Origin of the sequence: Mycobacterium simiae, assembly GCF_008370645.1 — a bacterium.
In the GTDB taxonomy this organism is placed as follows: Bacteria; Actinomycetota; Actinomycetes; order Mycobacteriales; family Mycobacteriaceae; genus Mycobacterium; species Mycobacterium simiae_A.
In genome coordinates, this window is sequence record NZ_VTZN01000072.1 from 1 (window position 1) to 24131 (window position 24131).

Here is a 24131-nt window from a genome sequence, read left to right on the forward strand (position 1 = left end):
CAAGGGAGCAGGCTCCAGCGTGACAGGGGTGCTCCCTTGGTCGGCGCTCCCTTGGTCGCCGGGGACTGGTAAGGACCAGAACCACGGTCCATCACCGCTAGGGCGCTGAGCTTTGATCCCCAGCCGCTTCTTTGCTCGTTTCGCTTGATCCTTGGAGAATCCCGCGGCGTCGGCGGCGGAGTAGACCTCGTTCGCCTTCTTCGATCCCGTAGCTAGGAACTCGTCGAGCCACCTGTCGATGTCTCTGGCGTCGTCGCCGTCGACTCCGGCGAGGAGGTCTCGGGCATCGATCGTGGTGTCGCCGAGCCACTGCACCGATCCGATCTCGGCCGGGCCGTCGTCGGTGTTGACCATCGTGCCTACGATGCGGAACTCGACTGAGCGATCCGCAGCGGTGTAATTCGCCTTGGTGTTGGTCAGCACGCGGGTGCCGGTGTCGGTGTTCTCCGCGATGGACAACACGCAGCGGGCAACCTGGGACCAAGCCACGCTGCCCAGCAGCAGTTTGCCGGAGTCGTCCCCGGATCGTTTGCCGAAGTGGGACAGGCCGACGATGGTGACGTTGCGCCGGGCTGCCAGGCCGGCGATCGGCTCCAAGTACTGGCGCACCGCGATGTCGTCGTTGCCGGAGAATCCGGGCGGCATCAAGCCCTTGGCGGGATCGAGGAACACCATCGTGATCATGTGCTCGACGATGATCTTCTCGATCGCGATCAGGTCCAGGGGGAACACCAATGCCCCAGTGCCGAAGTCGGTTTGAACATCGACGAAGATCACCTTGTCCATGTCGGCGTCGTTGGCGATCAAGCGAGGGACGATAGCGTGCTCGCGGGACTCTTCCGATCCGATCCACAGCACGTTGCCGCCGATGCGGGTTTCGCGGCCGGCCCAGCTCGAAGCGACGGTGGACTTGCCTTTGCCTTCCCGTGCGGCGAGGAGATTGACTGCGGCGCGAAGGACCAGGCCGGGCTCCCACCACACCATCTTCTGCGGTTTGACTTCGCTGCCCTTGGTCACGATGAGTCGGCGGGTCGACTGGCCGAATTCGGTCGGTCCGGGGTCATCAGGGTGAAGATCGGCTTCGCGCTTCGGAGACCGCCTTGTGGCGGCCTCCTCGGCGTGGCTTACCACGTCGGTCAAACTGCCACCTCCCAAGGCTCCGAAATCCGTTGGGCGAGCCGCTGTTCCGATCCCCCGCGGCGCCACATCACCCGCATCGCCCGGACGTTCGGCGCTGGGGTCAGCCCGGCGTCCAGAATGTGCTGGGCGGCGTCGCGGTACCCGTCGACGTACTGCTCGGTGACCTCGTCGTGGTTGTCGCAGCGACAAGTCCATGGATCTGGACAACCGCAGTCACAACGGGGCACCCGGTAGGCATGCGCCCGCCTGCGGTGAAGGCCAGCGACGTAGTCGGCCGCGGTCATCCGAGTGCCTCGATCGCGTCGGCAATGCTGTCTCGCGCCGCCAGCAGGTAGTCCCCAGCGTTTCCAGGCCTTTCCTTGACCAAGGCGTACGCCTCGGCCGCGTCCGCGGCCAACGCTTTCAGATTCCGCAGCGGATCCGGTTCTAGCCAGGCGCCGATCACCATGCGCAGGATGCCGGCCATCGAGTAGACGACGGCGATCTCGTTGTCGTGTTCGCGAGCCGGCGTTTCCGGGCTGTCGCTCAGCATGTCGTAGATGCGCCATGCCATACGCTGCGGGCCTCGCAAGAAGTCCAGCAGCACCAGGAAGCCGATCGTGTTGGAGTCGTACTCAGAAAGACCGTCCAGCAGCTTCAATTGGGCGATTTCGGCGGCGAAGGCCAGGAGCCCCTCGCTGTTGTACGGGGCTTTCGCGGCCGTGAGGCCCTCGTCGTCGGCCAGTATCTTTGCGGCCTCGGCCAACCGGTCGTAGCGATCACCCTTGAAGGCGCCTTGCTCGGTGGTGTCGCTTCGGTGTGTCATGATGGCGGTACCTTTCTCGTCATTCATCTGGTGGGTGGGTTCAGAAGGCCTCCGGTTGCCGCCGGGGGCCTTCACCTCGTCTAGGGATCGCATTAGGCGGCACCTTCGAGTCGGGCGATGTAGTCCTGGATCTGCTTGTCGGTCGAAAACCGGCGTTTGCCGACTTTCACGCTGGCTAGCTCGCCTGTGCGCCAGAGCTGGAACACCAGCGATCGGCTGATACCGCCGAGCTTTGCGCCGGTGGCCTTCCAATCGTTCAACAGGACCTCCTGTGTGTCGTGGACACGGTTTGCTGCGTCCTGTGTAGATTCATAACATGCGTCTAGATTCAACACAAAAGCATGCGATGCTGTGTCTTGTGAACACATGGGAGTCGGACCACGCGGCGGCGATCGGGAGAAAGGTGCGTGACCTGCGCGGTAAGCAATCGGCGGCGTGGCTCTCGGAGAAGACTGAGGAACTCGGACTGAAGCTCACTCGGCAGACAATCACCGACTTGGAGAACGGACGGCGGCGTTACGTTACAACCGCGGAACTGGTGATACTGGCTGCGGCCTTGGATGTTCCAGCCGTCGCACTGGTTTATCCGGACCTTCCGGATGGCAACGTGGAAGTCCTTCCAGGGCAACATGTTTCAGCAACTGTTGCGTTGCTGCGATTTACTGGCGAGAAGGATTCGAGCCCAGCGTCCGATCTGGGGCGGCTGGCCCAGCTTTCGCGGGAACGCTTCGACAAGCAGATCCGGCACAAAGTCGCGAACGAGTTCCTCGACGAGCGGTTGAAGAGTGCGACCGACGACGAGGTAGCCGAGCAGATCTTTGCCGTCATCGACAAAGCCGAGGGACTGCGCGACCTCGAACGCCGCATCCGCGAGATTCCTGGTTCGGTGATCGACGATGCCTAGACAGCAACTTGCGCCGCAGATCAAGAAGATCGAGGTTCGGGACCGGGCTAGTGGGAAACTTGTTGTGCGATACCGCGTTAAGGTCGACGTAGGTCCTGACCGGAAACCGGGAAGCGGCGCCAGGCCAAGCGGCACTGCAGAACTGAGGCCGAAGCACGCAAAGTTCTAGCTGAATTGCAGAGCAAGGCGACTACCGGCACCTACGTGTCGCCGTCTAGGGTCACCGTTGAGCAGGTCTGCGCGAATTACGTTGCTGGACGGCATAATCTGCGCCAATCATCGTTGGCGAAACTGTCTTACGATCTGGCGCCGCTGCGCGAACGACACGGTTCGATGCCGGCACAGAGGCTCGCGAAGGCACACATCGACAACCTGGTGGCTGATCTCGTCGTGGGCGGCACGGTCACCGCGAAAGGGAGGACCCGCCGGCCGTGGTCGCCGGTGGCGGTCAACAAGGTGATCGCCAGCATCGACCAGGTCCTCGCCGACGCGCTGGCTCAGGGGATCGTGCACACCAACGCTGCGGCGAAGGTGGCGCGGGTGTCGGGTGTCCATAAGGACGTGGACACCTTCACCGTGGGTGAGGTTGAGCAGTTGCGCGCGCAGTTCGCGAAGGATCGGATCGGCCATGCGTGGGAGCTGGCATTGTATGGGCTGCGGCGCGGTGAGATCGCTGGTCTCCGGTGGGCTGATGTCGACCTGAAGGCCAAGACGTTGGAGGTCGCGAACAACCGGGTGTCGGCCGGCGGTGTCACCGTTGAGAACGATCCGAAGTCGCATGCGTCGCGCCGCGAGCTGCCGCTGCCGGCTCGGCTGGTGAAGGTGCTGCGGGCCGCGAAGAGGCGCCAAGCGGCGGAACGGCTCGCGCTGGGGGAGCACTACTGCGGCGGCGACTATGTGGTGAGCAACGAGGTCGGGGACCCGTACAACCCGGCGGTGCTGTCCCGATGTTGGGCCGCGGCCGTCGCAGCGGCGGGAGTGCGGCACATCAAGCTGCATGGTGGCCGGCACACGGCGGCCACGCTTATGCACCTCGACGGGGTGCCCGTGGCGGTCATCGCGGCCTGGATCGGGCACTCGGACCCAACGTTGACGCTGCGGGTGTATGCGCATAGTCAGGCTGATGCGTTGAAGTCTGCGGGGGCTTCCCTGGATCGTCCGAACAAGAGTTCTGTCTGACTTGTGACCTTTGGTGACCCTGACGGCGCCATTCGAACAGGATCGAACAGTGTCGGCGCTGGTCACACGTGGAGCCGATGACGGGAATCGAACCCGCGTATTCAGCTTGGGAAGCTGATGTTCTGCCATTGAACTACATCGGCGCGGTTGCCTCAGCAGGCTAGCATCCGGCTTATTCCATCACCCCGATGGCAGTACAAATTCAAGAATCCGGCGAAGAACATTGCCGCCATCCACGGCCGCGCCGGCGTCTCGTGCGCCTCCATCAAGTCCTCGACGACCGGCCACAACAGCCCGCAGGCCGAGGACGCGATCAGCGCCGCCACACCGGCGCTCAAGCCCACGACGACGAGCCAGGCGAGCCTCGTGCGCGCAGGTCCGGCAGCACTTCCCCGGCCACTGCGGCCGTGGCGACGCCGCCGGCGAACTGCTGTACTCCACTGACCAGCGCAGCAGACGGAGGCCCCACCACCGCGACCACGCCGACGATGGTCTCGGCGGCAACGGGGAAGGCGACCAGGGACGCGGCCGTTGTCACCATGGCGATGCCACCTCCTGTGGGTCGGAAATGTACGCACGGCAGGTGCGTCAACTGTCGGGTAACCTCGGCGATCCCGCGTGTCAGCGGAGGCGGCAGTGACCCGGTATCGACGCTGGCGTTGGGCAATTGTTCGATACCAGCGAACTCGTCGCGGCGCGATCGCCAATCTGAGTCCGCCCGCCTGCAAACGGTTGAGCCAATCTGGTCGCCATTACAAAAAAACGCAATAGAGAGGATGTTTATTGTTTCGTGATCTCGTAGAGTGCTTCGGATGGGTAGGCATGAATTGATCCGGGAGCGACGGCGATTGTCGGTAACGCTGGCTACGGTCCTTGCCCCGGCGGCGGTGTTCTTTGCGGCGTCCGCAGATGTTCGTCCCGCGGCGGGCCGCGAAATCGCCACTCCGGGCGTCGTCGCCGCGGGGCCGTGCTGCGTGGAAATCGTGCCCACAACACCCCTTGTGCTGCCCGCGAACCTGCCTACCGGCGTGATCGGGAGGGGTATGGTTAGCGGCCAGTTCACCGCGGCGTCGCGATGGCGGGTCGATACCCGGTCGAGGTTTTTGCCGGTGGGAGTGGCGCAAGAACAGGGGCTACAGGTCAAGACAATTTTGCTGGCGCGCAGCATCAGCGCGAGGTTCCCGGAGATTCACGAAATCGGCGGCGTTCGCGCGGACGCGCTGCGGTGGCATCCCGAAGGTTTGGCCCTTGACGTGATGATTCCCAACCCGGGTAGCGCCGAGGGTATAGCGCTGGGCAACGAGATCGTTGCTTACGTGCGGTTGAATGCTGCTCGATTCGGACTGCAAGATGCGATTTGGCGGGGCGTTTATTACACGCCCAACGGCGCGCGGGCCAGCGGCGCCGGCCACAACGACCACGTCCACATCACCACAACCGGAGGGGGCTACCCGACCGGCGGCGAACTCTACCTGCGCTGAGTCATCGGCATCCAGCAGCTACGCTCGTCGAGTGCTGCTCTCTGATCGTGACCTCAGAGCCGAAATTTCCGCCGGGCGGTTGGGTATCGATCCCTTCGACGACAGCCTGGTTCAGCCGTCCAGCGTCGACGTCCGTCTTGACTGCATGTTCCGCGTTTTCAACAACACTCGTTACACCCATATTGACCCCGCCAAGCAGCAAGACGAGCTGACCAGCCTGGTGGAGCCGGCTAAGGGAGATCCGTTCGTCCTACACCCGGGCGAGTTCGTGCTGGCCTCGACGCTGGAGCTGTTTTCGCTGCCCGACGACCTCGCCGGACGGCTGGAAGGCAAGTCGTCGCTGGGCCGGCTGGGACTGCTGACTCATTCCACGGCCGGCTTCATCGACCCCGGCTTCAGCGGTCACATCACGCTGGAGCTCTCCAACGTTGCCAATCTGCCGATTGCGCTATGGCCGGGCATGAAAATCGGGCAGCTGTGCATCTTAAGGTTGACCAGCCCGTCAGAGCGCCCGTACGGGAGCAGCGGAGTTGGGTCGAAATACCAAGGCCAGCGTGGCCCGACGCCGTCGCGTTCGTACGAAAACTTCATACGTTCCCCATAGCCTGTTCCCGCGCCGTTGCCCATTCCAGTACCCATTCAAATTCCACTGCCGCCGATCCTTGGCGGCGGCGGAGGTGGCATTCCGGGCGCCAAGCTCCCGGGCGGGGCGGCGGTCGCGGTGAGGAAGGTCGCGGCGACGATGACCGCGGTCGTGGCGGCGGCGGTCGGGGCGGGTTCAATATCCCGTTTGTCCCCGGCATTTGATCTCGACGGATAGCTGTCATCTAGCGTTCAGGGTGTCGATGCGGTGCGCTCATTCCGGGCACCTACACACGGTGGTATGCGATGCACCGTCTTCGGTACCGGTTATCTGGGTGCCACCCACGCCGTTGGCATGGCGGAGCTGGGACACGACGTCGTCGGAGTCGATATCGACCCTGGCAAGGTTGCCAAGTTAGCCGGGGGTGACATCCCGTTCTATGAACCCGGCCTGCGAAAGCTGTTGACTGCCAACCTCGCTACGGGCCGCTTGCAATTCACCACCGACTACGACATGGCCGCCGATTTCGCCGACGTGCATTTCCTTGGCGTGGGCACGCCGCAAAAACGAGGCGAGTATGGCGCAGACCTGCGTCACGTGCACGCCGTCATCGATGCGCTGGTACCGCGTTTGACCAGGGCATCGGTCCTCATCGGCAAGTCGACGGTTCCCGTGGGGACCGCGGCCGAGTTGGGCCGGCGGGCCAGTGCGTTGGCCCCGCGGGGAGTAGACGTCGAAATCGCCTGGAATCCGGAGTTTCTGCGGGAGGGGTTCGCCGTCCACGACACCTTGCATCCGGACCGCATTGTGCTTGGCGTGCAGGATTACTTGACGCGCGCCGAGGCGGCTGTCCGGGAGCTGTACAGCCCGCTGCTGAATTCCGGTGTGCCATTGTTGGTGACCGACCTACAGACCGCGGAGCTAGTCAAGGTATCTGCCAATGCCTTTCTGGCGACCAAGATCTCGTTCATCAACGCGATCTCCGAAGTATGCGAGGCCGCGGGCGCCGATGTGAGCCTGTTGGCTGACGCGCTCGGATACGACCCACGCATCGGGCGCCAATGCCTCACTGCGGGTTTGGGTTTCGGCGGGGGTTGTTTACCCAAGGACATCCGCGCCTTTATGGCCCGCGCCGGGGAGCTGGGCGCCAACCAGGCGCTGACCTTCCTTCGCGAGGTGGACACCATCAACATGCGCCGGCGCACCCGGATGGTCGAGCTGGCCACCATTGCGTGCGGCGGTTCCCTACTGGGCGCCAACATCGCCGTGCTCGGCGCGGCGTTCAAACCCGAATCCGACGACGTACGCGACTCACCGGCGCTCAACGTCGCGGGGCAGTTGCAGCTCAACGGCGCCGCGGTCAACGTGTATGACCCGAAAGCTTTGGACAATGCCAACCGCGTCTACCCCACACTGAACTACGCGGTGTCGGTCGCCGAGGCCTGCGAGCACGCGGATGCGGTGCTGGTGCTCACCGAGTGGCGCGAGTTCGTCGACCTCGACCCCGATGACTTAGCCGACCAGGTGCGGGTCCGGGTGATCGTCGACGGCCGCAACTGTCTCGATATCTCCCGTTGGGAGCAGGCGGGTTGGCGGGTGTTCCGCCTTGGCGCACGGCTACCGGTGGATAGCAGATTCGCCCCGCTACGGGTGACCACCAGGTAATCGACGCATCAGGTCGGACAGGCGACTCAGGCCCGGCTTCGCCGCACATGCCGTTGGCAGGTCGTGACCGCCCGGCCGCAGTGAGTCTGGATGGCTCGGAGTCGAGCCGTACACACTGTCCATTAGGGTCGACGACGTGTGTGCGATCGCTAACGCCATTGTGCTGACCTTGCCGAAACAGGCCTGGCTGGATCATCACAAACGATGATTCGCGAGCAAGGCGGTTACCCGCTGGTGGGGTCAAAGGACTTCGACGCACCTTCGGTGTTTCGTCCGGCGAATCTGCTTCGCGAGGCTCGTCGTCAAAAGTCATTGCCGCACCAGCCTGTTCCGGCGGTGTGCGTTCTGGATCCCGATGGCGACATCGTCCGTCAGCTGGTGCGAACCGCGACGGGATACCGCCACTTGGGCTGGGCGTGCTATCACACCGACATGTGGGTCACCGTGGTCAACGGACGCGAAATCGGGGTTGTCGGAATGGCTGTCGGCGCGCCGTTTGCGGTGTTGGTCGCCGAGCAACTCGCGGCCTCCGACACATCCTTGGTTGTGAGCATCACGTCCGCCGGACGTATCAGTGGCAGCGAGGCGCCTCCGTATTTCGTACTCATCGAGCGGGCGCTTCGCGACGAAGGGACAAGTGCACATTACGTGGCGCCGAGCGAATGGAGCTATCTCGCTCCGGAACTGCAGAAAAAGTTGCGTAATGCCTTCGACGGCAGCGATATTCCGGTGATCACGGGCAGTTCATGGACGACTGACGCCCCCTACCGAGAAACCGCGTTGGCCATCAAAGAGGCCGAGAGACGCGAAATCGCATGTGTTGAAATGGAATCCGCTGCGTTGTACGCTTATGCTGCTGCGACAGGCCGGAATGTCGTCTGCCTGGCCCACATTACCAATACCATGGCCGTCGACGGTGACGACTTCGAAAAGGGCAACGACAACGGTGTGAACGCATCGCTTGCGGTTGCCTCCGCTGTGGCCACCGCGATACTCGGCGAGTCGCTGGCCTAGGAGGGCCTAGGAGGGCCTAGCAGGGCCTAGGAGCGGTGGAGACATCAATGACCTACACCGCCAAGAAGTCCAGACTCGGGTCAAACGCCGCACTGTGTACTACTTCAGGCCGCGAGTAGCGTGACCGACGTGGACTACGCGTCGGCATACCTGGAACAGATCCGCACTTTCGGCGAACTGATCCGCAACGGCGACCAATCGGCTCCGGTGCCGACTTGCCCGGACTGGAACCTCGGGCAGCTATTTCGTCACGTCGGCCGCGGCGACCGCTGGGCGGCCCAGATCGTGCGCGATCAGCTGGACACTTTCCTGGATCCGCGCGCTGTCGCAGCTGGAACGCCGCCACCGGATCCCGCCGAGGCGATCTCGTGGCTCCATGACGGCGCCCAGCATCTGGTGGATGCCGTCAAGCAAACCGGTGCGGACACGCCGGTGTGGACGTTTCTCGGTCCACGCCCGGCTGGCTGGTGGGTGCGACGCCGGTTGCACGAAGTGGCCGTGCACCGAGCCGATGCCGCCATCGCGGCAGGCAGCGATTTCATGCTGGAACCCGACGTCGCCGCCGACGCGATCAGTGAATTCCTGGAGCGAATCGCGATCCAGGCCGGTAGCGACGGTGCGCCGCTACCGCTCGAAGCAGGTGACACCTTGCATGTGCACGCCACTGATCCCGGGCTCGGTGCTGCCGGCGAATGGACCGTCGGCGTCGACGAGGGTCGAATCGCCTGGTCGCACCAGCACGGCAAGGGCACCGTGGCGCTACGCGGCGGCGCCGTCGAGCTGCTGTTGGCGATGGTGCGGCGAGTCTTGATAACCGACACCGGCCTCGAGGTGTTCGGCGACGACGTCGTATGGCAGAAATGGTTGGATCGCACACCCCTCTAACCGCTGCACACGGTAATTTGCAGTCCATGACCACATCGGAGATCGCCACCGTGCTGGCTTGGCACGACGCCCTCAACGCCTCCGACATTGAGACCCTAGTGACGCTGTCCAGTGACGACATCGAGATCGGAGACGCGCACGCCGCTGCTCAGGGTCACGATGCGCTCCGCAAGTGGGCCAGTTCGGTGACGACGACCGCAGAGTTGGGCCTGATGTACGTGCACGACGGCGTCGTGGTCGTCGAACAGGCGATCACCGGCCGTGATGACCCGGGTGCCGTGACGACCGCCGCGTCGGCATTTCGGGTCGTCAAAGACCACGTCACGGCGGTTTTCCGGCATGACGACCTGGCGTCGGCGCTGGCGGCGACCGAACTCACCGACGACGACTTGGTCGACTAAGGAGCAATCTTGCGCGGGATCATTTTGGCCGGCGGTTCGGGCACTCGCCTATATCCGATCACCATGGGCATCAGCAAGCAGCTGCTGCCGGTCTATGACAAGCCGATGATCTACTACCCCCTGACCACCCTGATGATGGCCGGCATCCGCGACATCCTGATGATCACCACCCCGCATGACGCGCCCGGCTTTCATCGCCTCCTTGGCGACGGCAAGCATCTCGGTGTCAATATCAGTTACGCCACCCAGAATCAGCCCGACGGCCTAGCGCAGGCATTTATCATCGGCGCCAACCACATTGGCAAGGAGTCGGTGGCATTGGTACTGGGGGACAACATCTTCTACGGGCCAGGGCTGGGCACTAGCCTCAACCGGTTCCAATCCATCAGCGGTGGAGCTATTTTCGCGTACCGGGTGGCTAACCCGTCGGCCTACGGCGTCGTCGAATTCAGCCCGGACGGCATAGCGCTGTCGTTGGAGGAGAAGCCGGCCACCCCGAAATCTCACTACGCGGTGCCCGGCCTGTACTTCTATGACAACGACGTGATCGACATAGCCAAGGGGTTGCGGAAATCCGCGCGCGGCGAGTACGAGATCACTGAGGTTAACCAGGTGTATCTCAACCGTGGCCGGCTGGCCGTCGAGGTGCTGGCTCGCGGGACGGCGTGGTTAGACACCGGCACATTCGACTCGCTGTTAGACGCCGCCGACTTCGTGCGAACGCTGGAACGCCGCCAGGGGCTGAAGGTCAGCATCCCCGAGGAAGTGGCGTGGCGGTTGGGTTGGATCGACGATGAGCAACTGGCGCGGCACGCGCGCAGCCTGATCAAGTCCGGGTATGGCAGCTATTTGCTGGAGTTGTTGGAACGGAACTGAGTATCAGCCGGCTTGGCGGGCACCGCTGGCGCTCGACGGCTACGGCAATCCCCTCATCCCCGTATCGCCAGTGCCGATCAGCACGGGGCTCCCACTCTCACCGCCAACCGTTCCCCGGTGTTGGCACAGCCGCCGGTGCCGCCGTCACCGCCACTACCGAATAGTCCGGCCTTTCCGCGGCTGCCGCCGTCGACACCGACAACATTGGCGGACCGTTGCCGTTGAGTGTGTCTTAGTGACACACGCTCAAGCGGCGTCGCCTTGCGGGGTGGTGGTCTTGGCCTCTCCGCCACCGGCCCCGCGTGGGCACGGTCTTAAGGATGCTCCGCCGGCACTGGATGTTGCGCTGTCCGCGTCATGGGCTGTACCAACCGATTTGGTTGGCCCGGTGCCGAGGGGGCCGGGGTCCCGACTGGACCACAACTGGCGTAAACCGGCCAGTCACGGAGATTAGGAGCGGCCCGTCCCTGTCGACCGGATTCACAGCCGGTGCCCCCGAAGACGTCCTCGGCGCTACGGCAACCCGGCCAGCCCATCTGGGCCGAGCAGCAGTCCGCCGATGCCGCCGGCGCCGGCTTTGCCGGTGGCCAGGCCGAACCCGCCGTTGCCGATCAGTACGGCGTCGCCGCCCTGACCGCCGTCCCCGCCGTTGCGGCCGGTGGCTGAGGTCGACTCGTCCGGCGGACGGCTTCCGCACGCCGCGGCAGCGACGACATACCACAGATGGTATATTCGAGCGTATGAGCGCTGACCGCATTCGGGCCCTTCGTGAACGGGCGGCAATGACCCAGGCTCAACTCGCTGACGCCACTGGCATCGCGCAACCGCACCTGTCCGCCTACGAAAGCGGAGCACGGCCGGTGACCCCGCGAGTGTTAGGCAGGATTGAGGAAGCGACGCGGGTGTGCCCATCGGAGTTGGTGCGTCGGTACCGCGACGAGATCCGGGCCCTTGTCCGCAAGCACGGTGCAGATAACCCGAGGGTGTTCGGCTCAGTTGCGCGTGGAATGGACACCCCTGAGAGTGATATCGACCTGGTGGTGCGGTTTCGGCCGGGTACGTCGCTGGGCGATGTCGCCCTCCTGCAACGTGACTTGCGCGAACTGCTCGGCGTGTCGGTCGAAGTCGTCAGCGAGGGCGGCCTGCGGGGGCGTTTCGGTTGCCGAGTCGCCGCCGACGCGGTGCCCGTCTGATGCCGCGACACACCGGCCGAGATCACCTGTTGAGCAGATATGGCGACCGCCTCGTTGACCGACTAGATGACCTGTGTGAATTCTGTGGCGAGGCAGCTGAACTAGTGGCCGACGGCCAGGAGCGCCTGTTGACCCAGTGGCGCCAGCAACGGGCGGCAGAGGCCGTTCTCGGCCGCATCGGCGAGACCGCTTCCCATCTACCTTCGGAGTTTCGCGAAGAATATCCCGTTCAGCCCTGGCAACAGATCATCGGCGTAAGGATCATCATCGACCACAAGTACCGGTCTCTCGACTACCACCAGGTGTGGATATCCCTCACCCAGGCAGCGGAGTTGAAGCGCTACGTTGAGGAGATTCTGGACTAACTCAGGGCCAACTCTGACACCCTCCTCGTTCAAGGGCAGAGCCGTCGTTGCTGGGCGCCGGGGTAACCGCCACCGCGAGCAACGTGCGCTGCGCCACGGTGAGAAAAGGCATGGCTCCCAAGGCCGTTAGCCGCGGCGAGCTCACCGGCTACGGCGCCAGCAACCCCGTCAGGCCGTTTTGACCCAGCAGCTGTCCGGCGGCGCCGCCAGAACCGCCGAACATGCCGCCGGCTCCGCCGGCTCCACCCCTGAGGCCGCCGGCGGCCCGGCCGCCGTCCCCGCCGGCGCCGCCGGCGCCGAACAGGATGCCGCCGGCGCCGCCGTTTGCCCCGGTGCCCGGGGCTCCGTTGGCGCCGTTACCGATCAGCGGGCGTCCCAACAACGCCTGAGTGGGCGCATTGAGCACGTCGAGCAAGTTGCTGCAGCGGCGACGCGCTAGCGGCCTCGGCGCTGGTGTAGGCCCCCGCACCGGCGGTCAAGGCCTGCACGAACTGGTTATCAAACGCCGCCGCTTGGGCGGTGAGGGCCTGATTGCCCTGGGCGTGGCCGGAAAACAGCGCCGCGATGGCCTGCCGACACCTCGTCCTCAGCCGCCGCCAGTACCGTCGTCTGCCTCGCCGCTGCCGCGTTGGCCGCGCTCAGCGTCGAACCGATTCCGGCCAAATCCGATGCGACAGCACCGATCGTGTCCGGCGCTGCGATCAAAAACGACATGCGATGCCTCTCTACCAATGATGACCTGTAAGGCCACGACAATCGTGGCTCTCACCCGACCGCGATGGCCACATGGGCACGAAAGCAGATTCGCGCTTCTCGTCACGCTGTGATGGGGGTTCGAGGAACCAGCACTTTTCGACCGACCGGCCACAGCACGCGGCAAAACGCGGCGAGCGCCTAATACCGCTGGTCGTGCGTGCCAAACAACGCCGCCACGGCTGCAGACATCTCATCGGCACCCGCCGCCAAACCCCGGTCGTGTCGGCCGCGTGGACGCGGTGAGCGACGACTCGATATCCGCCAAGTCCGTAGCCGCCGCCAAGAGCACCTCCGGCGCCGCGAACACAAACGACGTCTGATACCTGCGAGTGCGCCATCACCGACTCATCACACCGACCCGTGATCAGCCGGTCACTATCGACCAATAGGCAGTGCAGGAGTCTGAGTGCGTCTGAGTGCGTCACCGCGGAAGGTCGAGGCACCTACTGCCGGTAGCTGACCAGGAAATTACCTAGCCGCTCGATCGCGGCCACCAGCTCGCGCGACCATGGCAATGTCACCAGGCGCAGGTGATCGGGTTCGGGCCAATTGAATCCGGTGCCCTGGGTGACCAAGATCTTCTCGGTTAGCAGCAGGTCTAAGACGAGTTGCTCGTCGTCGGCGATGTCGTAGACCTCGGGGTCCAAGCGGGGGAACGCGTACAGCGCTCCTTCCGGTTTGGTGCACGACACGCCGGGAATCTCGTTGAGTCTGGTCCAGGCGACGTCGCGCTGTTCGAGCAGCCGGCCGCCAGGCAGCACCAGGTCCTCAATGCTCTGATGCCCGCCGAGGGCGACTTGAATCGCATGCTGGGCCGGGACATTGGGGCACAGACGCATGTTGGCGAGCAGACTGATTCCCTCGATGAAGCTGCTGGCGTGGTCCTTGGGTCCGGTGATCGCCAGCCAACCGGACCGATACCCGGCGACCCGATAGGCCTTGGACAGGCCGTTGAAGGTCAGGCACAACAGGTCGGGGGCCAGCGTGGCCACGCTGATGTGCTTGGCGTCCTCGTAGAGGATCTTGTCGTAGATCTCGTCGGCGAGTAGCAGCAGTTGGTGCTTGCGTGCCAAATCGACCATCTGGGTAAGGATTTCGCGGCTGTAGACGGCGCCGGTGGGGTTGTTCGGGTTGATCACGACCAGCGCCTTGGTGCGCTCGGTGATCTTGGATTCCAGGTCGGCGATGTCGGGCTGCCAGCCTTGGGTCTCGTCACAGAGGTAGTGCACGGGAGTACCACCGGCCAGCGACGTCGATGCCGTCCACAGCGGGTAATCCGGCGCGGGAATCAACACCTGGTCGCCATTGTCCAGCAGGGCTTGCAGCGTCATGGTGATCAGCTCGGAGACCCCGTTGCCCAAATAGACGTCGTCGACGTCAAAGCGGGGGAAGCCCTCGACCAATTCATATCGGGTGACCACCGCGCGCCGCGCCGAGAGGATGCCCTGCGAGTCGGAGTACCCCTGGGCATACGGCAGCGCCTGGATCATGTCGCGCATGATGACGTCGGGCGCCTCGAAGCCGAACGGCGCCGGGTTACCGATATTGAGCTTGAGGATGCGGTGCCCCTCGGCTTCTAGCCGCGCGGCGTGCTGGTGTACTGGGCCGCGGATTTCGTAGAGGACGTCCTGCAGCTTGGACGACTGGGCGAAGGTGCGCTGCCGATGATGACCCGAGGTATGCCAGGGCAGCTGGTGAGTGGTCACGCCAACCATGGTCTCATTGCTGTCCAGCGATATTTGCTGACGGGTGTCACGTTTTTGGACCAACGCTGGCCGGACCGACGAGCGCGGCCTCAGCCGACGAGCTCGGGCTTTGCTTCCAGAGTGGCTCGAGCAGCGATCCGGCCCGCTTCCAGGGCGACGTACATGTGCTTGATGTTCACGGGGTTGACCCCTGACACATCCGGCTCGATGACGGCCGCCACTCGAGGGAGCTCTCTTAGGTTTGCGGTGGAGGCCGCAAGGTCGAAGGCGCGCAGCAACGTCTCTTGCAGCGGCGGTAGCGCCACATCCGTGCCGGTCAAGAACCGCCGTACGAACCCGGGAGGCTGAATGATTGCTGGCAGCAGACCAAAACCTTTTGACGGGACGTAGTTTCGGCGCAGGTCGACGCAGATGACTTCACCGTCCGGGTCAGCGCACATGATGTCGGCCGGCAGGTTGTTTAAGAGTCCACCGTCAACGAGGATCTGCTCGCCATACTGCACGGGCGGCAAGAGACCAGGGACCGACATCGATGCGCGCACGGCGACCGACAAAGGCCCACGGCGGTGAACGATCTGATCGCCGGTGATCATGTCGGCAGAAACCGAGAAAAATTCTCTTGACAGATGCTCGATCAAGGTGGCGCCAGCGAATCTCTCAATCAGACCATCCCAGCGTTCTCCTCGAATGAGAGCGACGGCAGGGATTGCGTAATCGGCGAACGGGTCGGCCTTGGCGACGAACTCACGTGCGATATCAAGTGCTTCCTCGGGGTCAATCCTGAGCGCGAACGCTGCCGAAGCAAAAGCTCCGGCACTGGTCCCGCCAAACCGATCGATAACCACGCCCGCCCGAGTGAGCTCTAAATAGACACCAAAATGCGCCATCCCCCGAACGCCACCACCGGACAGCACCAGACCGAGGGATCGGCCAGCGATTCTGCGGGCTAGCGCACCGATGCCGTCGTCGTCGCTGTGGTGCTGCGAGGTTGGCTGCAGCAGATCCCACCAACTCGGATCCGGCTCTGCGATGCAGGTGATCAGGTGAACTGGCCCGTGGGTGACAAGTCGCTTGACCGGTTCCGGCGGATGTGATTCATCGACCAGCACCACGAGTCGGTCGCTTTGTGCGGCAACATATCGACCCCACAGGTCGCCCGAGCCTCGGTCGGCTACCACCAAGACCCAGGCGTTGTCTCGCTCGGCGCGATCAATGGTTTCGCTGAACGCTTCGACGAATTCGTCGTAACTCTCGACTCCGGTGGTGGTGTCGACGGGCGGAGCAAGCACGGTGGTCTTACCGTGGGCTACCAGTCGCGTTGCGAGGACATCAACGAGGGGGGCCGCGGCGGTGTCCCCGGTCGCCAGTACGCCGATGACCCGGGGACGCCAAGAGACGTACTGAGCTCGTGCCTGGCGAAGCTTGCTCGCCATCGTTCGCAGCATCGCCGATTGCAGCTGCGGGGTTGTCTCGAGCACCTGGGTGAACGTGTCAGCGGCGATCCTCCAGACGACGCTGTCCCGAAGCGCTTGTACTCCCGCCAAGCGAGCGGCGCCAGCGATCACGCCCAGGTCTCCGATAGAGTCGCCGGATGCCATCTCGGCAACCGGCTGATCGTCTGGCCCAAAAACTGCGAATCGCCCCGAGTCGACGATGTAGATGGAGTCCGCAGGCTCTCCGACGTGAAAGAGCCACTCGTTGGCGGGGATGTGGCGGCGCTCTACCGCGCTCGTGAGCTGATCAAGTTGTCTGTCGTCGATGTCGGCGAGTATGGGAACATTCCGGAGCGCGGCCCGCTCATCGACGCCCGGGCGTTTGTGCCACTGCTGTTTGATCTCAGCCATCGCGTCGACGACCGCGCCGACCCATGCTGAGTGCGCCACATACGGCATGCTGTTGCATGAGACAACTGTATCCAATATAAACAATCACCGCACAACTCCGGGTGTCGTCACCCGCACGTACCCTAGAAGCAACGGTCAGCGCTTGCCGGGCGGACGCGCACCACGTGCGATGCCCAGCCCCTTGACCGGCTCGGCGGGCGGAGCCGCGGCTGCATCGATTGGTGTGGACGGCTCGGGTTCCGGCTTTGCCAGGGCTTCCGGTTCGGCAGGCTCGGCAGCCGCCGGAGAGTCGGCCGCCGCGGCCTGCGGCGCCGCTTTCTTGGCTCCCGGTCGTTTGGCGCCTGCTGCGATGCCCAGCCCTTTAACGGGTGCGACGGGTGCGGCGGGTGCGGCAGGGGCCGGTGCTGCCGGCGCCTCGGCAGCCTTGGCTGGGGCCGCTGTCTTTTTCGCCTTTGGCCGCTTGGCGCCGGCGGCCACGCCCAGTCCCTTAACGGGCGCGGCAGGTGCGGCGGGTGCGGGCGCTTCGGGTGCCGCCGGCGCTGCCTTCTTAGCGCCGGGGCGCTTGGCGCCGCCGGCGATACCCAGACCGGTGACGGCCTTGGTGGCCTTCTCGGGTTCTGCTGCCGGCGTCTCGGTCGCTTTCTCGACTTCCGCGGCGGGCGCACTCGGTGCGGTGGCTTTGGTTACGGCTGGTTCTGGCTTGGCGGCGCGCTGTTCGGCCGCTTTGGCGGCCGCGCCCTTCTCCGGCAGCTTGACCTCGTCGCGCGCGATCGACCCGAGCAGCACCTGCGCCACGTCGAGCACCTCGACCCCGCTGCGACCGGCTTCTTCCTGCCGGTCATTGACGCCGTCGGTCACCATCACCCGGCAGAACGGGCACGCGGTGGCGACCGCGGCGGCACCGGTGGCCAGCGCCTCATCGACGCGTTCGTGGTTGATCCGTTTGCCGATGTGCTCTTCCATCCACATGCGCGCGCCGCCGGCGCCGCAGCAGAAGCTGCGGTCGGCGTGGCGCGGCATCTCGGTGAGGGTGGCTCCGGCGGCGCCGATCAGCTCACGCGGCGCCTCGTACACCTTGTTGTGCCGGCCCAGATAGCACGGGTCGTGATAGGTGATGTCTTGCGACACCGGGGTTACCGGGACCAGTTTCTTGTCGCGCACCAGCCGGTTGAGCAGCTGGGTGTGGTGCAACACCGTGTAGTTGCTACCTAGCTGTCGGTACTCCTTGCCGAGGGTGTTGAAGCAGTGTGGGCAGGTCACGACGACCTTGCGGTCGACGGTTTCCACACCTTCGAACAGCCCGTCCAGGGTCGCGGTGGCCTGCTGGGCTAGTTGCTGGAACAAGAACTCGTTGCCGGAGCGGCGCGCGGAGTCACCGTTGCAGGTCTCCCCGGCACCCAGCACCAGGAACTTCACCCCGGCGATCGCCAGCAATTCGGCGACGGCTTTGGTGGTCTTCTTAGCTTTGTCGTCGTAGGCACCGGCGCAACCCACCCAGAACAGGTACTCGAAGCCGTCGAAGCTGTCGACATCCTCGCCGTACACCGGGACGTCGAAGTCGACTTCGTCGATCCAGTTGGTCCGGTCAGAAGCGTTCTGCCCCCATGGGTTGGCCTTATTTTCCAGGTTCTTGAACAGCACCGACAGCTCGGAGGGAAACTCCGACTCCATCATCACCTGGTAGCGGCGCATATCAACAATATGATCGATGTGTTCAATATCCACCGGGCACTGTTCCACGCACGCACCACACGTGACGCAAGACCACAGCACGTCCGGGTCGATCACCCCGCCCTGTTCGGCGGTGCCGACCAGCGGGCGGGAGGCTTGCTCGGGCCCGGAGCCCATGACCCGGCCGAAGCCCGACTCGGGGACGTGGTGCTCCTCGGCATGCTTCTCACCGCGCAGTTCCTCGCCAATACCGCCCTCGGGCGTGCTTTCCAGTGGAGACGGTTTTTCGCCCAGGAGGTACGGCGCCTTCGCCATCCAGTGGTCGCGCAGGTCCATGATGACCAGCTTGGGCGACAAGGGCTTGCCGGTATTCCAGGCCGGGCATTGCGACTGGCAGCGCCCACACTCGGTGCAGGTGGCGAAGTCGAGCATGGCCTTCCAGCTGAAGTCCTCGATCTTGCCGCGGCCGAATTCGGCATCGTCAGGCGGATTTTCGAAGTCGATCGGCTTGCCGTCGGATTCGATCGGCAGCAGCGGGCCCAGCCCGTCGGGCAGGCGCTTGAACACGACGTTGATCGGCGCCAGGAAGATGTGCAGGTGCTTGGAGTGCAGCACGATGATCAGGAAGGCCAGCATGACCCCGATGTGCAGCAGCAGCGCCACCGTCTCCAGGACTTCGTTCGCGGTGGGGCCCAGCGGCCGCAGGATCACGCCGAACAACTGCGACAAGAACGCGCCCTTGCCGTAGGGCAGCGTGCCGTTGTTGACCGCGGAGCCGCGCACCAGCACATAGGTCCAGATGACGTTGAAGATCATGAACAGGATCAGCCACGCGCCACCGGTGTGCGAGCCGTAGAACCGTGACGAGCGACCGATTTCGCGCGGGCTGCGCCGCAGCCGGATCACCGCGAAGGTGGCGATCCCGAGGAACACGGCGGTGGCGAAAAAGTCCTGGAGGAAACCCAGGGCGTCCCAGCGGCCGATGATCGGAATGTGGAAGTTGGGCTGGAACAGCAGCCCGTAGGCCTCGATATAGACCGTGAGCAGGATGAAAAAGCCCCACATGGTGAAGAAGTGAGCCAAACCGGGCAGCGACCACTTCAGCAGCCGGCGCTGCCCGAACACCTCGGCGATCTCGGTCCAGATCCGGGTGCCAACGTTATCGGTGCGGTCGCTGGCCGGCTGACCGGACATGATCAGCTGGTAGAGCCACCAGACCCGCCGCAACGCCAACGCGGCTACCACCGCGGTCATGCCCAGGCCCACTACCAGTCTGATGAGCGTCTGCGTGGTCACCGAAGATCTCTCCAATGCCTAGTCAGTGTGCGGTTACTGAAGCGCGCCGATCACCTGCTTAACCTGCCTATACTGTCATCTTCGCGGTGCTCCGCGCGAGAAAGGCTGTCCTAACTGGCCGGGCCCGGCGCGGCGAGCAGCGCCCGCAGTATCGACAACATCTCCGAGCGCGACCCCGCGCCGAGGCGCCGACGGATGCGGGCGACGTGATGCTCGACCGTCTTAGCCGAAATGAACAGCTGAGCGCCGATATCGCGGTAGGGCATGCCCAACAACAGCAACGCGGCGACTTCGCGTTCGCGATCCGACAGCGAAGTGCCCGCCGGAGGATGGCGCGGGCCCGGGGTCGCGCCCGCAGCTGCGTCCGCGTCGGGCGTGCCGTCCACATTCGTGGCCAGCTTGAGATCTCGGGCCAGTTGCAGCATGGCTCCGGAGATCCGGGCATCGGGTGCTTGCAGGGCGGCTTGGCCCGCCAGCCTGGTTGCGTCCCAGGTCAGTCCCACCTGCGACAGCGATCGTGCTGCCGCGCTGACCTCGTCGGCGTCGACCTGGTCGGCCAGCACTCGCAGCCAGGTCCGGCCGGCGCCGGACAAGGTTCGCGCGAAGGTGCTGTGGGCGGCGGCCGCGCTGAGCGCCTGCCCGTGCGGCGCGACTGACTCCGGCGAGTTGGCAAGGATTCCGGCGTGCACACCAGCCCAATGCAGGGAGTTCGACCACAACGGCGGGTTGCCAAGGGAATTCAACAGTGCGAACGCCTGATCCAGGGGGTGTTGCAGCCGGTCTACCCGACGCATCCGGGCGGCGGCTATCCACAATTCGCCTAACGGCAGCAACGCGAAGAGATCGACGGAATACTCCGCGAGCACGTCCAGGGCTGTATGCCAATGCTGTTGCAGCGCACCGGTATCCCCAGTACGCCGCGCGATCGCGGTGTGCAGCGCGGCGGCCCACAACGCGTCACGTCGGTGCAGCTCCGCGCCGGCGGCAGTGGCGTCCGTGGCGGCCGACGAGAGCTGGCCGTCTTGCATCTTGATCCAGCCGGACAGCAGCAGGTGCCGGCCATGAAAGAACGCGTCCTCGTCAGCGCGCGCGGTGCGCCCGATCACGCTGCGAGCGCGGACCGGGTCGCCGCCGTGGATCGCGGCCAGGGTAACCAGCGCGGCGGGGCTGTCCGGAAGAACTTCGCTCAGCGACAGCTCGGCCGTCATAGCCTGTCCCAGTTGTGCCATGGCGGCTGGATAAGGCTGATCCATGGTCAGCAGTAGGCCCGCGGCGAGGCCGCGGGAAACACGCGCGGCTGTCGTCGGCGGACCGGCAGCCTTGAGGCGCAGAGCGGCCCGTGCCGCTGTCAGATCGCCTGTTGCCAAGAGTGCGACAGCGGCGGCCGCACCCACGACCGCATCCGGGTACGGGCCCAGCCAGCCGCACAATTCGACAGCTTGACCAGCGTTTCCGTCATGGCTGGCGATGCTGGCCGCGATCCGCACCGCCGCGGCGCGTTCGGCGGGATCGGCGGAGTTGAGCAGATTGTCGGCTAGTGCTGCCGCACCCGCGCAATCGGCGGTGCGGGCAAGCGCATCAGCCAGGCGCCATATCAGCCCGGTAGCACCGGCGTTCACCGCTGCCCGGTACAGCCGCGCGCTGCGGGCAGCGTCGGCGCGGGTGGCCGCCGCATGTTCGGCAAGGACGCCCGCCAGCCGATCGTCCCGTAGCCCATGCTCGGCCAGTCGCAGCGCGAGATCTTGTGACACCGGCGGGATCTCGAGTTGTGATCGTAAGAGCGCGGTTTCGATCTGGTGGTGGCGCGCGTTGCCGACGATCTGTGCCACCGCGTCATGCACTGACCGCAGGAACGCTTGGGGATGGGCAGCGTCGACAAGGCCACTGGCGTGCGCCCGATCGACCGATTGCCGGGCGTCCGCCGTCGAAAACCCAAGTGCCGCTGCCACATCGGTAATCCCCAATTCCTGGCTCAACGACATGACAAGCAGGGCGTCCAGAGTGGGCTCGTCAAGTCGGCGCAGCCGCTCGGTGAGTGCGAGTTTGGCCGCCCGTGCCGGGGGATGCGCCGTGTCGGACACCGCACGAACCAGCAACGGCACCCCCGCGGTGCAGTCGCGTAAGTGATCGGCGACCGGCAGCGGACCCAGCGATATTCGCGGCCGGCTCTGCTCGATGGCGGTCATCAGGGCACGCAGCGCGGGGCGGTGCTGGTGGACTTCGGCGGCCACGACGACCGTCGCTCGCGGGTCGGCTACCCACTTGGCAAGGCGCAGCAATTCGGGGTCGGTGAGGAGCTGGGCATCGTCGACGACGAGCGCCGCGCCGGGCAGCTCATCCCGTTGTGCCGGGTTGGTCAGGACCGTTAGCCCGGCGCCGCGCAGGGTGTCGCGGGCGGCGGCAAGGAGGGTGGTCTTACCGGTTCCGATGCCACCGCAGATCAGGGCCCGGACCGGCGTCGTCGCCGCGTTGGCGAGCTCATCGAGGACGCGGCGGGCGGCTGTCGAGACCTCCGTGGGATGCGGCTGCGGCGTCACGTTCGGCGAGTCCAGCGCAAATTCCTCACCGTAGCCATTTCCTGCCCCATAACCCCGATAGTCCCCTAACGTAGCACCCCCTAACGGGGTTACGGGATGGGCGGGTTGCGCACCGAACACAGCTTCGGCGTCACCCGATAACATCGTGCTAACGCGGAGAATGTGCGATCGGGAGGCACGAGATGGCAAACTCGTTGCTCGACTTCGTCATCTCCCTGGTGCGCGACCCGCAGGCAGCTGCCCGGTATGCCGCAAACCCGGCGCAGGCCATCGCAGAGGCTCACCTTGCAAACGTAACCAGCGCAGACGTGAACGGCTTGATCCCGGTGGTGTCGGATTCGTTGTCAATGGCCGGCCCGGCCGGCGGCGCTAGCGGGGCGCAAGCCGCTGATCATGGCAACGTCTGGGCAAGCGGCGCGGCGGCGGCGGCACTGGATGCGTTTTCACCCCATGTCACTGCGTCAGCGGTTCCACACCACGGCCCTGGCAGCGGTGTCATCACCGAAGCCGCTTGGTCAAGACCCCGCGATTTGCCTGCCGACCCGCAATTACCTGGGCCGTCGGTGCTGTTCACGAACACAGAGACGCCCGATCCGGTCTTCGACGACGGGGGGTTCCCGGCACACGATCCGGCAATGTCGGATCCCCCGGTTAGTCACCCCGCCGAGCCCGATCATCATGGGTTCGACATTCACGGGTGATAGCCGCTGCTCCCGTGGCAACGCGCAGCAACGCTGTCGGTGGGGGCGCGTCGGGTATCTCAAGATCCCCTAATCCCCTAATGGGGTGACTTGGTCGACCCCGATGGGTATTCGACGAGCTGGGGGAACTGACCCCGATTTCGCGAGGGGGCTGAATCCATAGCGTTTATGGCAGGGCGCCGGTCGTTTCGGCGAGTGACTGCACAGATTCGATTGAAGGGACATGACGATGACCTCGCTGGTTGACTACATCTTGAGCCTGTTTCGTAGCGAAGACGCCGCGCGGGCGTTCCACACCGCGCCTGGGCAGGCCATGACCAATGCGGGGCTGATCAACGTGTCGCCCGCAGAGTTCTCGTCGGCGGCCGTTAACGCGCTGCCATTCCTTGACCTTGGTGCCAGCGACCCAATCGGTGGACTGCGCCAGGCGGTTGCTGATCAGTACGGCTTTGGCCCGCTTTCTGACGCCGGCGTCGCGGCAAGCGACGCGAGTTTGGTTGCCAGCGATGCGGGCGCCGGGGTGGCAAGTGCTGTCGCAACCGACGTCGGCGCCGGTTTGCTTGGCCAGACTGCGTTGCGTCTGCAGACGGGCACGGCTGGGTTCGTCCCCGGCCTGGCCTTTGCCGAGACGACCGGTCAGGTGGGTCTCGGTGTTGGGGCTCAGGCCGGATTCAGCTTTGGTATTGCCGCTGAGGCTGGAATGAGTGCTCAGGTCGGTGCCGGCTTAGGTCTTGGGCTTGGTGGTCAAACAGGCCTGGGTGCGCAAGTCGGACTTGGCTTTGGTGTTGCCGCTGAGGCCGAAATCGGTGCTCAGGTTGGGGCTGGCGTGGGCCTCGGAGTCTTCGGTGGCGGCATCGGTGCCGGCGTTGGTGCCGGCGTTGGTGGTCAGGCTGGCTTTGGCGCGGGTTTGACCGGTCAAGCGGGCGGCGCGCTCGGCGGTGGCGTCAATGCCGGTATCGGTGGTCAGGCCGGGATTGGCGCCGGATTCAACGCTGGTGCCGGGGGCGTCGTCGGTATTGGCGCGGGTCTGAGTGCCCAAGCTGGCGGCGGCCTCGGGGGCGCGATCGGCGGGAATGCCGGTGGGTCTATCGCTAGCGGCGCCGCCATCGGCAGCCGCCTCGACGCCAAC

24 protein-coding genes, 1 tRNA gene and 3 pseudogenes are annotated in these 24131 nt (G+C 64.9%); 14 read left to right on the forward strand and 14 right to left on the reverse strand.

Going from position 1 to position 24131, the window contains the following annotated elements:
• From F0Q45_RS13035 to F0Q45_RS27715, 4 genes are all read right to left on the reverse strand, one after another.
• A partial coding sequence (locus tag F0Q45_RS13035; RefSeq protein ID WP_262490993.1) for an AAA family ATPase occupies nucleotides 1–1131 on the reverse strand: 1131 nt, incomplete at its 3' end.
• A gap of 5 nt (nucleotides 1132–1136) precedes the next feature.
• Entirely contained in the window at nucleotides 1137–1424 is a 288-nt protein-coding gene (locus F0Q45_RS13040; RefSeq protein ID WP_149654351.1) for a hypothetical protein, read from the reverse strand.
• Nucleotides 1421–2038, reverse strand: coding sequence for a hypothetical protein (locus F0Q45_RS13045; RefSeq protein ID WP_149654352.1), 618 nt, complete (start codon nucleotides 2036–2038; stop codon nucleotides 1421–1423). The genes F0Q45_RS13040 and F0Q45_RS13045 overlap by 4 nt, the downstream gene beginning before the upstream one ends.
• Nucleotides 2038–2205 (reverse strand): hypothetical protein, encoded by a 168-nt coding sequence (locus F0Q45_RS27715; RefSeq protein WP_188112923.1) that lies wholly within the window; start codon nucleotides 2203–2205, stop codon nucleotides 2038–2040. Before F0Q45_RS27715 ends, F0Q45_RS13045 begins: the two co-directional genes overlap by 1 nt.
• A gap of 98 nt (nucleotides 2206–2303) precedes the next feature.
• Here F0Q45_RS27715 and F0Q45_RS13050 point away from each other — a divergent pair, with 98 nt between their 5' ends.
• Together F0Q45_RS13050 and F0Q45_RS13055 are read left to right on the forward strand one after the other, a co-directional pair.
• Nucleotides 2304–2849 (forward strand): helix-turn-helix domain-containing protein, encoded by a 546-nt coding sequence (locus F0Q45_RS13050; protein ID WP_149654353.1) that lies wholly within the window; start codon nucleotides 2304–2306, stop codon nucleotides 2847–2849.
• Between the two features lie 333 nt (nucleotides 2850–3182).
• Nucleotides 3183–4028 carry a site-specific integrase gene (locus F0Q45_RS13055; RefSeq protein WP_262490987.1) on the forward strand — a complete coding sequence of 282 codons (846 nt, stop codon included), beginning with the start codon at nucleotides 3183–3185 and terminating at the stop codon, nucleotides 4026–4028.
• Between the two features lie 69 nt (nucleotides 4029–4097).
• Here the strand turns inward: F0Q45_RS13055 and F0Q45_RS13060 are convergent.
• Both F0Q45_RS13060 and F0Q45_RS29920 read right to left on the reverse strand, forming a co-directional pair.
• Nucleotides 4098–4171: transfer RNA gene (locus F0Q45_RS13060), tRNA-Gly, on the reverse strand.
• Nucleotides 4172–4200: 29 nt separating this feature from the next.
• Nucleotides 4201–4569 (reverse strand): annotated as a pseudogene (locus tag F0Q45_RS29920) (hypothetical protein).
• A 271-nt stretch (nucleotides 4570–4840) separates the two neighbouring features.
• Between F0Q45_RS29920 and F0Q45_RS13070 the strand changes: the two are divergent.
• The 10 genes from F0Q45_RS13070 to F0Q45_RS13125 all read left to right on the forward strand — a co-directional run bounded on the left by F0Q45_RS13070 (nucleotide 4841) and on the right by F0Q45_RS13125 (nucleotide 12491).
• Complete coding sequence (locus tag F0Q45_RS13070; RefSeq protein WP_149654354.1) at nucleotides 4841–5509, forward strand: hypothetical protein; 669 nt, start codon at nucleotides 4841–4843, stop codon at nucleotides 5507–5509.
• A 31-nt stretch (nucleotides 5510–5540) separates the two neighbouring features.
• Nucleotides 5541–6113, forward strand: a complete 573-nt coding sequence (gene dcd / locus F0Q45_RS13075; RefSeq protein ID WP_149654355.1) for a dCTP deaminase — start codon at nucleotides 5541–5543, stop codon at nucleotides 6111–6113.
• Between the two features lie 279 nt (nucleotides 6114–6392).
• The gene (locus F0Q45_RS13085) at nucleotides 6393–7757 is read left to right on the forward strand and encodes a UDP-glucose dehydrogenase family protein (protein WP_149654356.1); all 1365 of its coding nucleotides are present in this window, start codon (nucleotides 6393–6395) and stop codon (nucleotides 7755–7757) included.
• A 432-nt stretch (nucleotides 7758–8189) separates the two neighbouring features.
• Nucleotides 8190–8771: a phosphorylase family protein gene (locus F0Q45_RS13090; RefSeq protein WP_262490990.1), complete on the forward strand. Its 582-nt coding sequence runs from the start codon at nucleotides 8190–8192 to the stop codon at nucleotides 8769–8771.
• A gap of 129 nt (nucleotides 8772–8900) precedes the next feature.
• A complete protein-coding gene (locus tag F0Q45_RS13095; RefSeq protein WP_149654358.1) occupies nucleotides 8901–9656 on the forward strand; it encodes a maleylpyruvate isomerase family mycothiol-dependent enzyme in 756 nt (251 codons plus the stop codon).
• A gap of 26 nt (nucleotides 9657–9682) precedes the next feature.
• The gene (locus F0Q45_RS13100; protein WP_149654359.1) at nucleotides 9683–10057 is read left to right on the forward strand and encodes a nuclear transport factor 2 family protein; all 375 of its coding nucleotides are present in this window, start codon (nucleotides 9683–9685) and stop codon (nucleotides 10055–10057) included.
• 9 nt (nucleotides 10058–10066) lie between these two features.
• Nucleotides 10067–10933: a glucose-1-phosphate thymidylyltransferase RfbA gene (rfbA, locus tag F0Q45_RS13105; RefSeq protein WP_149654360.1), complete on the forward strand. Its 867-nt coding sequence runs from the start codon at nucleotides 10067–10069 to the stop codon at nucleotides 10931–10933.
• Nucleotides 10934–11422: 489 nt separating this feature from the next.
• A complete protein-coding gene (locus F0Q45_RS30495; protein WP_188112924.1) occupies nucleotides 11423–11599 on the forward strand; it encodes a hypothetical protein in 177 nt (58 codons plus the stop codon).
• 74 nt (nucleotides 11600–11673) lie between these two features.
• A complete protein-coding gene (locus F0Q45_RS13120) occupies nucleotides 11674–12126 on the forward strand; it encodes a helix-turn-helix domain-containing protein (protein ID WP_149654361.1) in 453 nt (150 codons plus the stop codon).
• A complete protein-coding gene (locus F0Q45_RS13125; RefSeq protein WP_149654362.1) occupies nucleotides 12126–12491 on the forward strand; it encodes a HepT-like ribonuclease domain-containing protein in 366 nt (121 codons plus the stop codon). Before F0Q45_RS13120 ends, F0Q45_RS13125 begins: the two co-directional genes overlap by 1 nt.
• 193 nt (nucleotides 12492–12684) lie before the next feature.
• Here the strand turns inward: F0Q45_RS13125 and F0Q45_RS29295 are convergent.
• The 8 genes and pseudogenes from F0Q45_RS29295 to iniR form a co-directional block, all read right to left on the reverse strand.
• Nucleotides 12685–12897, reverse strand: a pseudogene (locus F0Q45_RS29295) (hypothetical protein); the annotation flags it as partial.
• Nucleotides 12848–13081, reverse strand: a complete 234-nt coding sequence (locus F0Q45_RS29925) for a PE family protein (protein ID WP_306439438.1) — start codon at nucleotides 13079–13081, stop codon at nucleotides 12848–12850. The pseudogene F0Q45_RS29295 and the gene F0Q45_RS29925, both read right to left, overlap by 50 nt.
• A complete protein-coding gene (locus F0Q45_RS29300) occupies nucleotides 12990–13205 on the reverse strand; it encodes a PE family protein (RefSeq protein ID WP_306439437.1) in 216 nt (71 codons plus the stop codon). Before F0Q45_RS29300 ends, F0Q45_RS29925 begins: the two co-directional genes overlap by 92 nt.
• A gap of 183 nt (nucleotides 13206–13388) precedes the next feature.
• Nucleotides 13389–13554: pseudogene (locus F0Q45_RS30235) on the reverse strand (PE family protein); the annotation flags it as partial.
• Between the two features lie 136 nt (nucleotides 13555–13690).
• Complete coding sequence (locus F0Q45_RS13140) at nucleotides 13691–14962, reverse strand: pyridoxal phosphate-dependent aminotransferase (RefSeq protein WP_373424975.1); 1272 nt, start codon at nucleotides 14960–14962, stop codon at nucleotides 13691–13693.
• An 80-nt stretch (nucleotides 14963–15042) separates the two neighbouring features.
• Nucleotides 15043–16797, reverse strand: a complete 1755-nt coding sequence (locus F0Q45_RS13145; protein ID WP_149654367.1) for a patatin-like phospholipase family protein — start codon at nucleotides 16795–16797, stop codon at nucleotides 15043–15045.
• Nucleotides 16798–16932: 135 nt separating this feature from the next.
• Entirely contained in the window at nucleotides 16933–19764 is a 2832-nt protein-coding gene (locus tag F0Q45_RS13150) for a (Fe-S)-binding protein (protein WP_149654363.1), read from the reverse strand.
• Nucleotides 19765–19874: 110 nt separating this feature from the next.
• The gene (gene iniR / locus F0Q45_RS13155; RefSeq protein WP_149654364.1) at nucleotides 19875–22445 is read right to left on the reverse strand and encodes an isoniazid response ATPase/transcriptional regulator IniR; all 2571 of its coding nucleotides are present in this window, start codon (nucleotides 22443–22445) and stop codon (nucleotides 19875–19877) included.
• A 38-nt stretch (nucleotides 22446–22483) separates the two neighbouring features.
• Here iniR and F0Q45_RS13160 point away from each other — a divergent pair, with 38 nt between their 5' ends.
• Together F0Q45_RS13160 and F0Q45_RS27725 are read left to right on the forward strand one after the other, a co-directional pair.
• A complete protein-coding gene (locus tag F0Q45_RS13160) occupies nucleotides 22484–23002 on the forward strand; it encodes an Rv0340 family IniB-related protein (protein WP_149654365.1) in 519 nt (172 codons plus the stop codon).
• A 229-nt stretch (nucleotides 23003–23231) separates the two neighbouring features.
• The coding region (locus F0Q45_RS27725; RefSeq protein ID WP_262490992.1) for an IniB N-terminal domain-containing protein at nucleotides 23232–24131 on the forward strand (900 nt) is incomplete at its 3' end.

Bases quoted from the DNA above. Each gene is read 5' to 3' on its own strand.
- F0Q45_RS29300 (WP_306439437.1), bottom strand. From the start codon at position 13,205: ATGTCGTTTTTGATCGCAGCGCCGGACACGATCGGTGCTGTCGCATCG.
- F0Q45_RS13070 (WP_149654354.1), top strand. From the start codon at position 4,841: ATGGGTAGGCATGAATTGATCCGGGAGCGACGGCGATTGTCGGTAACG.
- F0Q45_RS13100 (WP_149654359.1), top strand. From the start codon at position 9,683: ATGACCACATCGGAGATCGCCACCGTGCTGGCTTGGCACGACGCCCTC.
- F0Q45_RS13055 (WP_262490987.1), top strand. From the start codon at position 3,183: ATGCCGGCACAGAGGCTCGCGAAGGCACACATCGACAACCTGGTGGCT.
- F0Q45_RS13140 (WP_373424975.1), bottom strand. From the start codon at position 14,962: ATGGTTGGCGTGACCACTCACCAGCTGCCCTGGCATACCTCGGGTCAT.
- F0Q45_RS13160 (WP_149654365.1), top strand. From the start codon at position 22,484: ATGGCAAACTCGTTGCTCGACTTCGTCATCTCCCTGGTGCGCGACCCG.
- F0Q45_RS13045 (WP_149654352.1), bottom strand. From the start codon at position 2,038: ATGCGATCCCTAGACGAGGTGAAGGCCCCCGGCGGCAACCGGAGGCCT.
- F0Q45_RS13125 (WP_149654362.1), top strand. From the start codon at position 12,126: ATGCCGCGACACACCGGCCGAGATCACCTGTTGAGCAGATATGGCGAC.
- F0Q45_RS13090 (WP_262490990.1), top strand. From the start codon at position 8,190: ATGTGGGTCACCGTGGTCAACGGACGCGAAATCGGGGTTGTCGGAATG.
- iniR (WP_149654364.1), bottom strand. From the start codon at position 22,445: ATGTTATCGGGTGACGCCGAAGCTGTGTTCGGTGCGCAACCCGCCCAT.
- F0Q45_RS13120 (WP_149654361.1), top strand. From the start codon at position 11,674: ATGAGCGCTGACCGCATTCGGGCCCTTCGTGAACGGGCGGCAATGACC.
- F0Q45_RS13040 (WP_149654351.1), bottom strand. From the start codon at position 1,424: ATGACCGCGGCCGACTACGTCGCTGGCCTTCACCGCAGGCGGGCGCAT.
- F0Q45_RS13145 (WP_149654367.1), bottom strand. From the start codon at position 16,797: ATGGCTGAGATCAAACAGCAGTGGCACAAACGCCCGGGCGTCGATGAG.
- F0Q45_RS13085 (WP_149654356.1), top strand. From the start codon at position 6,393: ATGCGATGCACCGTCTTCGGTACCGGTTATCTGGGTGCCACCCACGCC.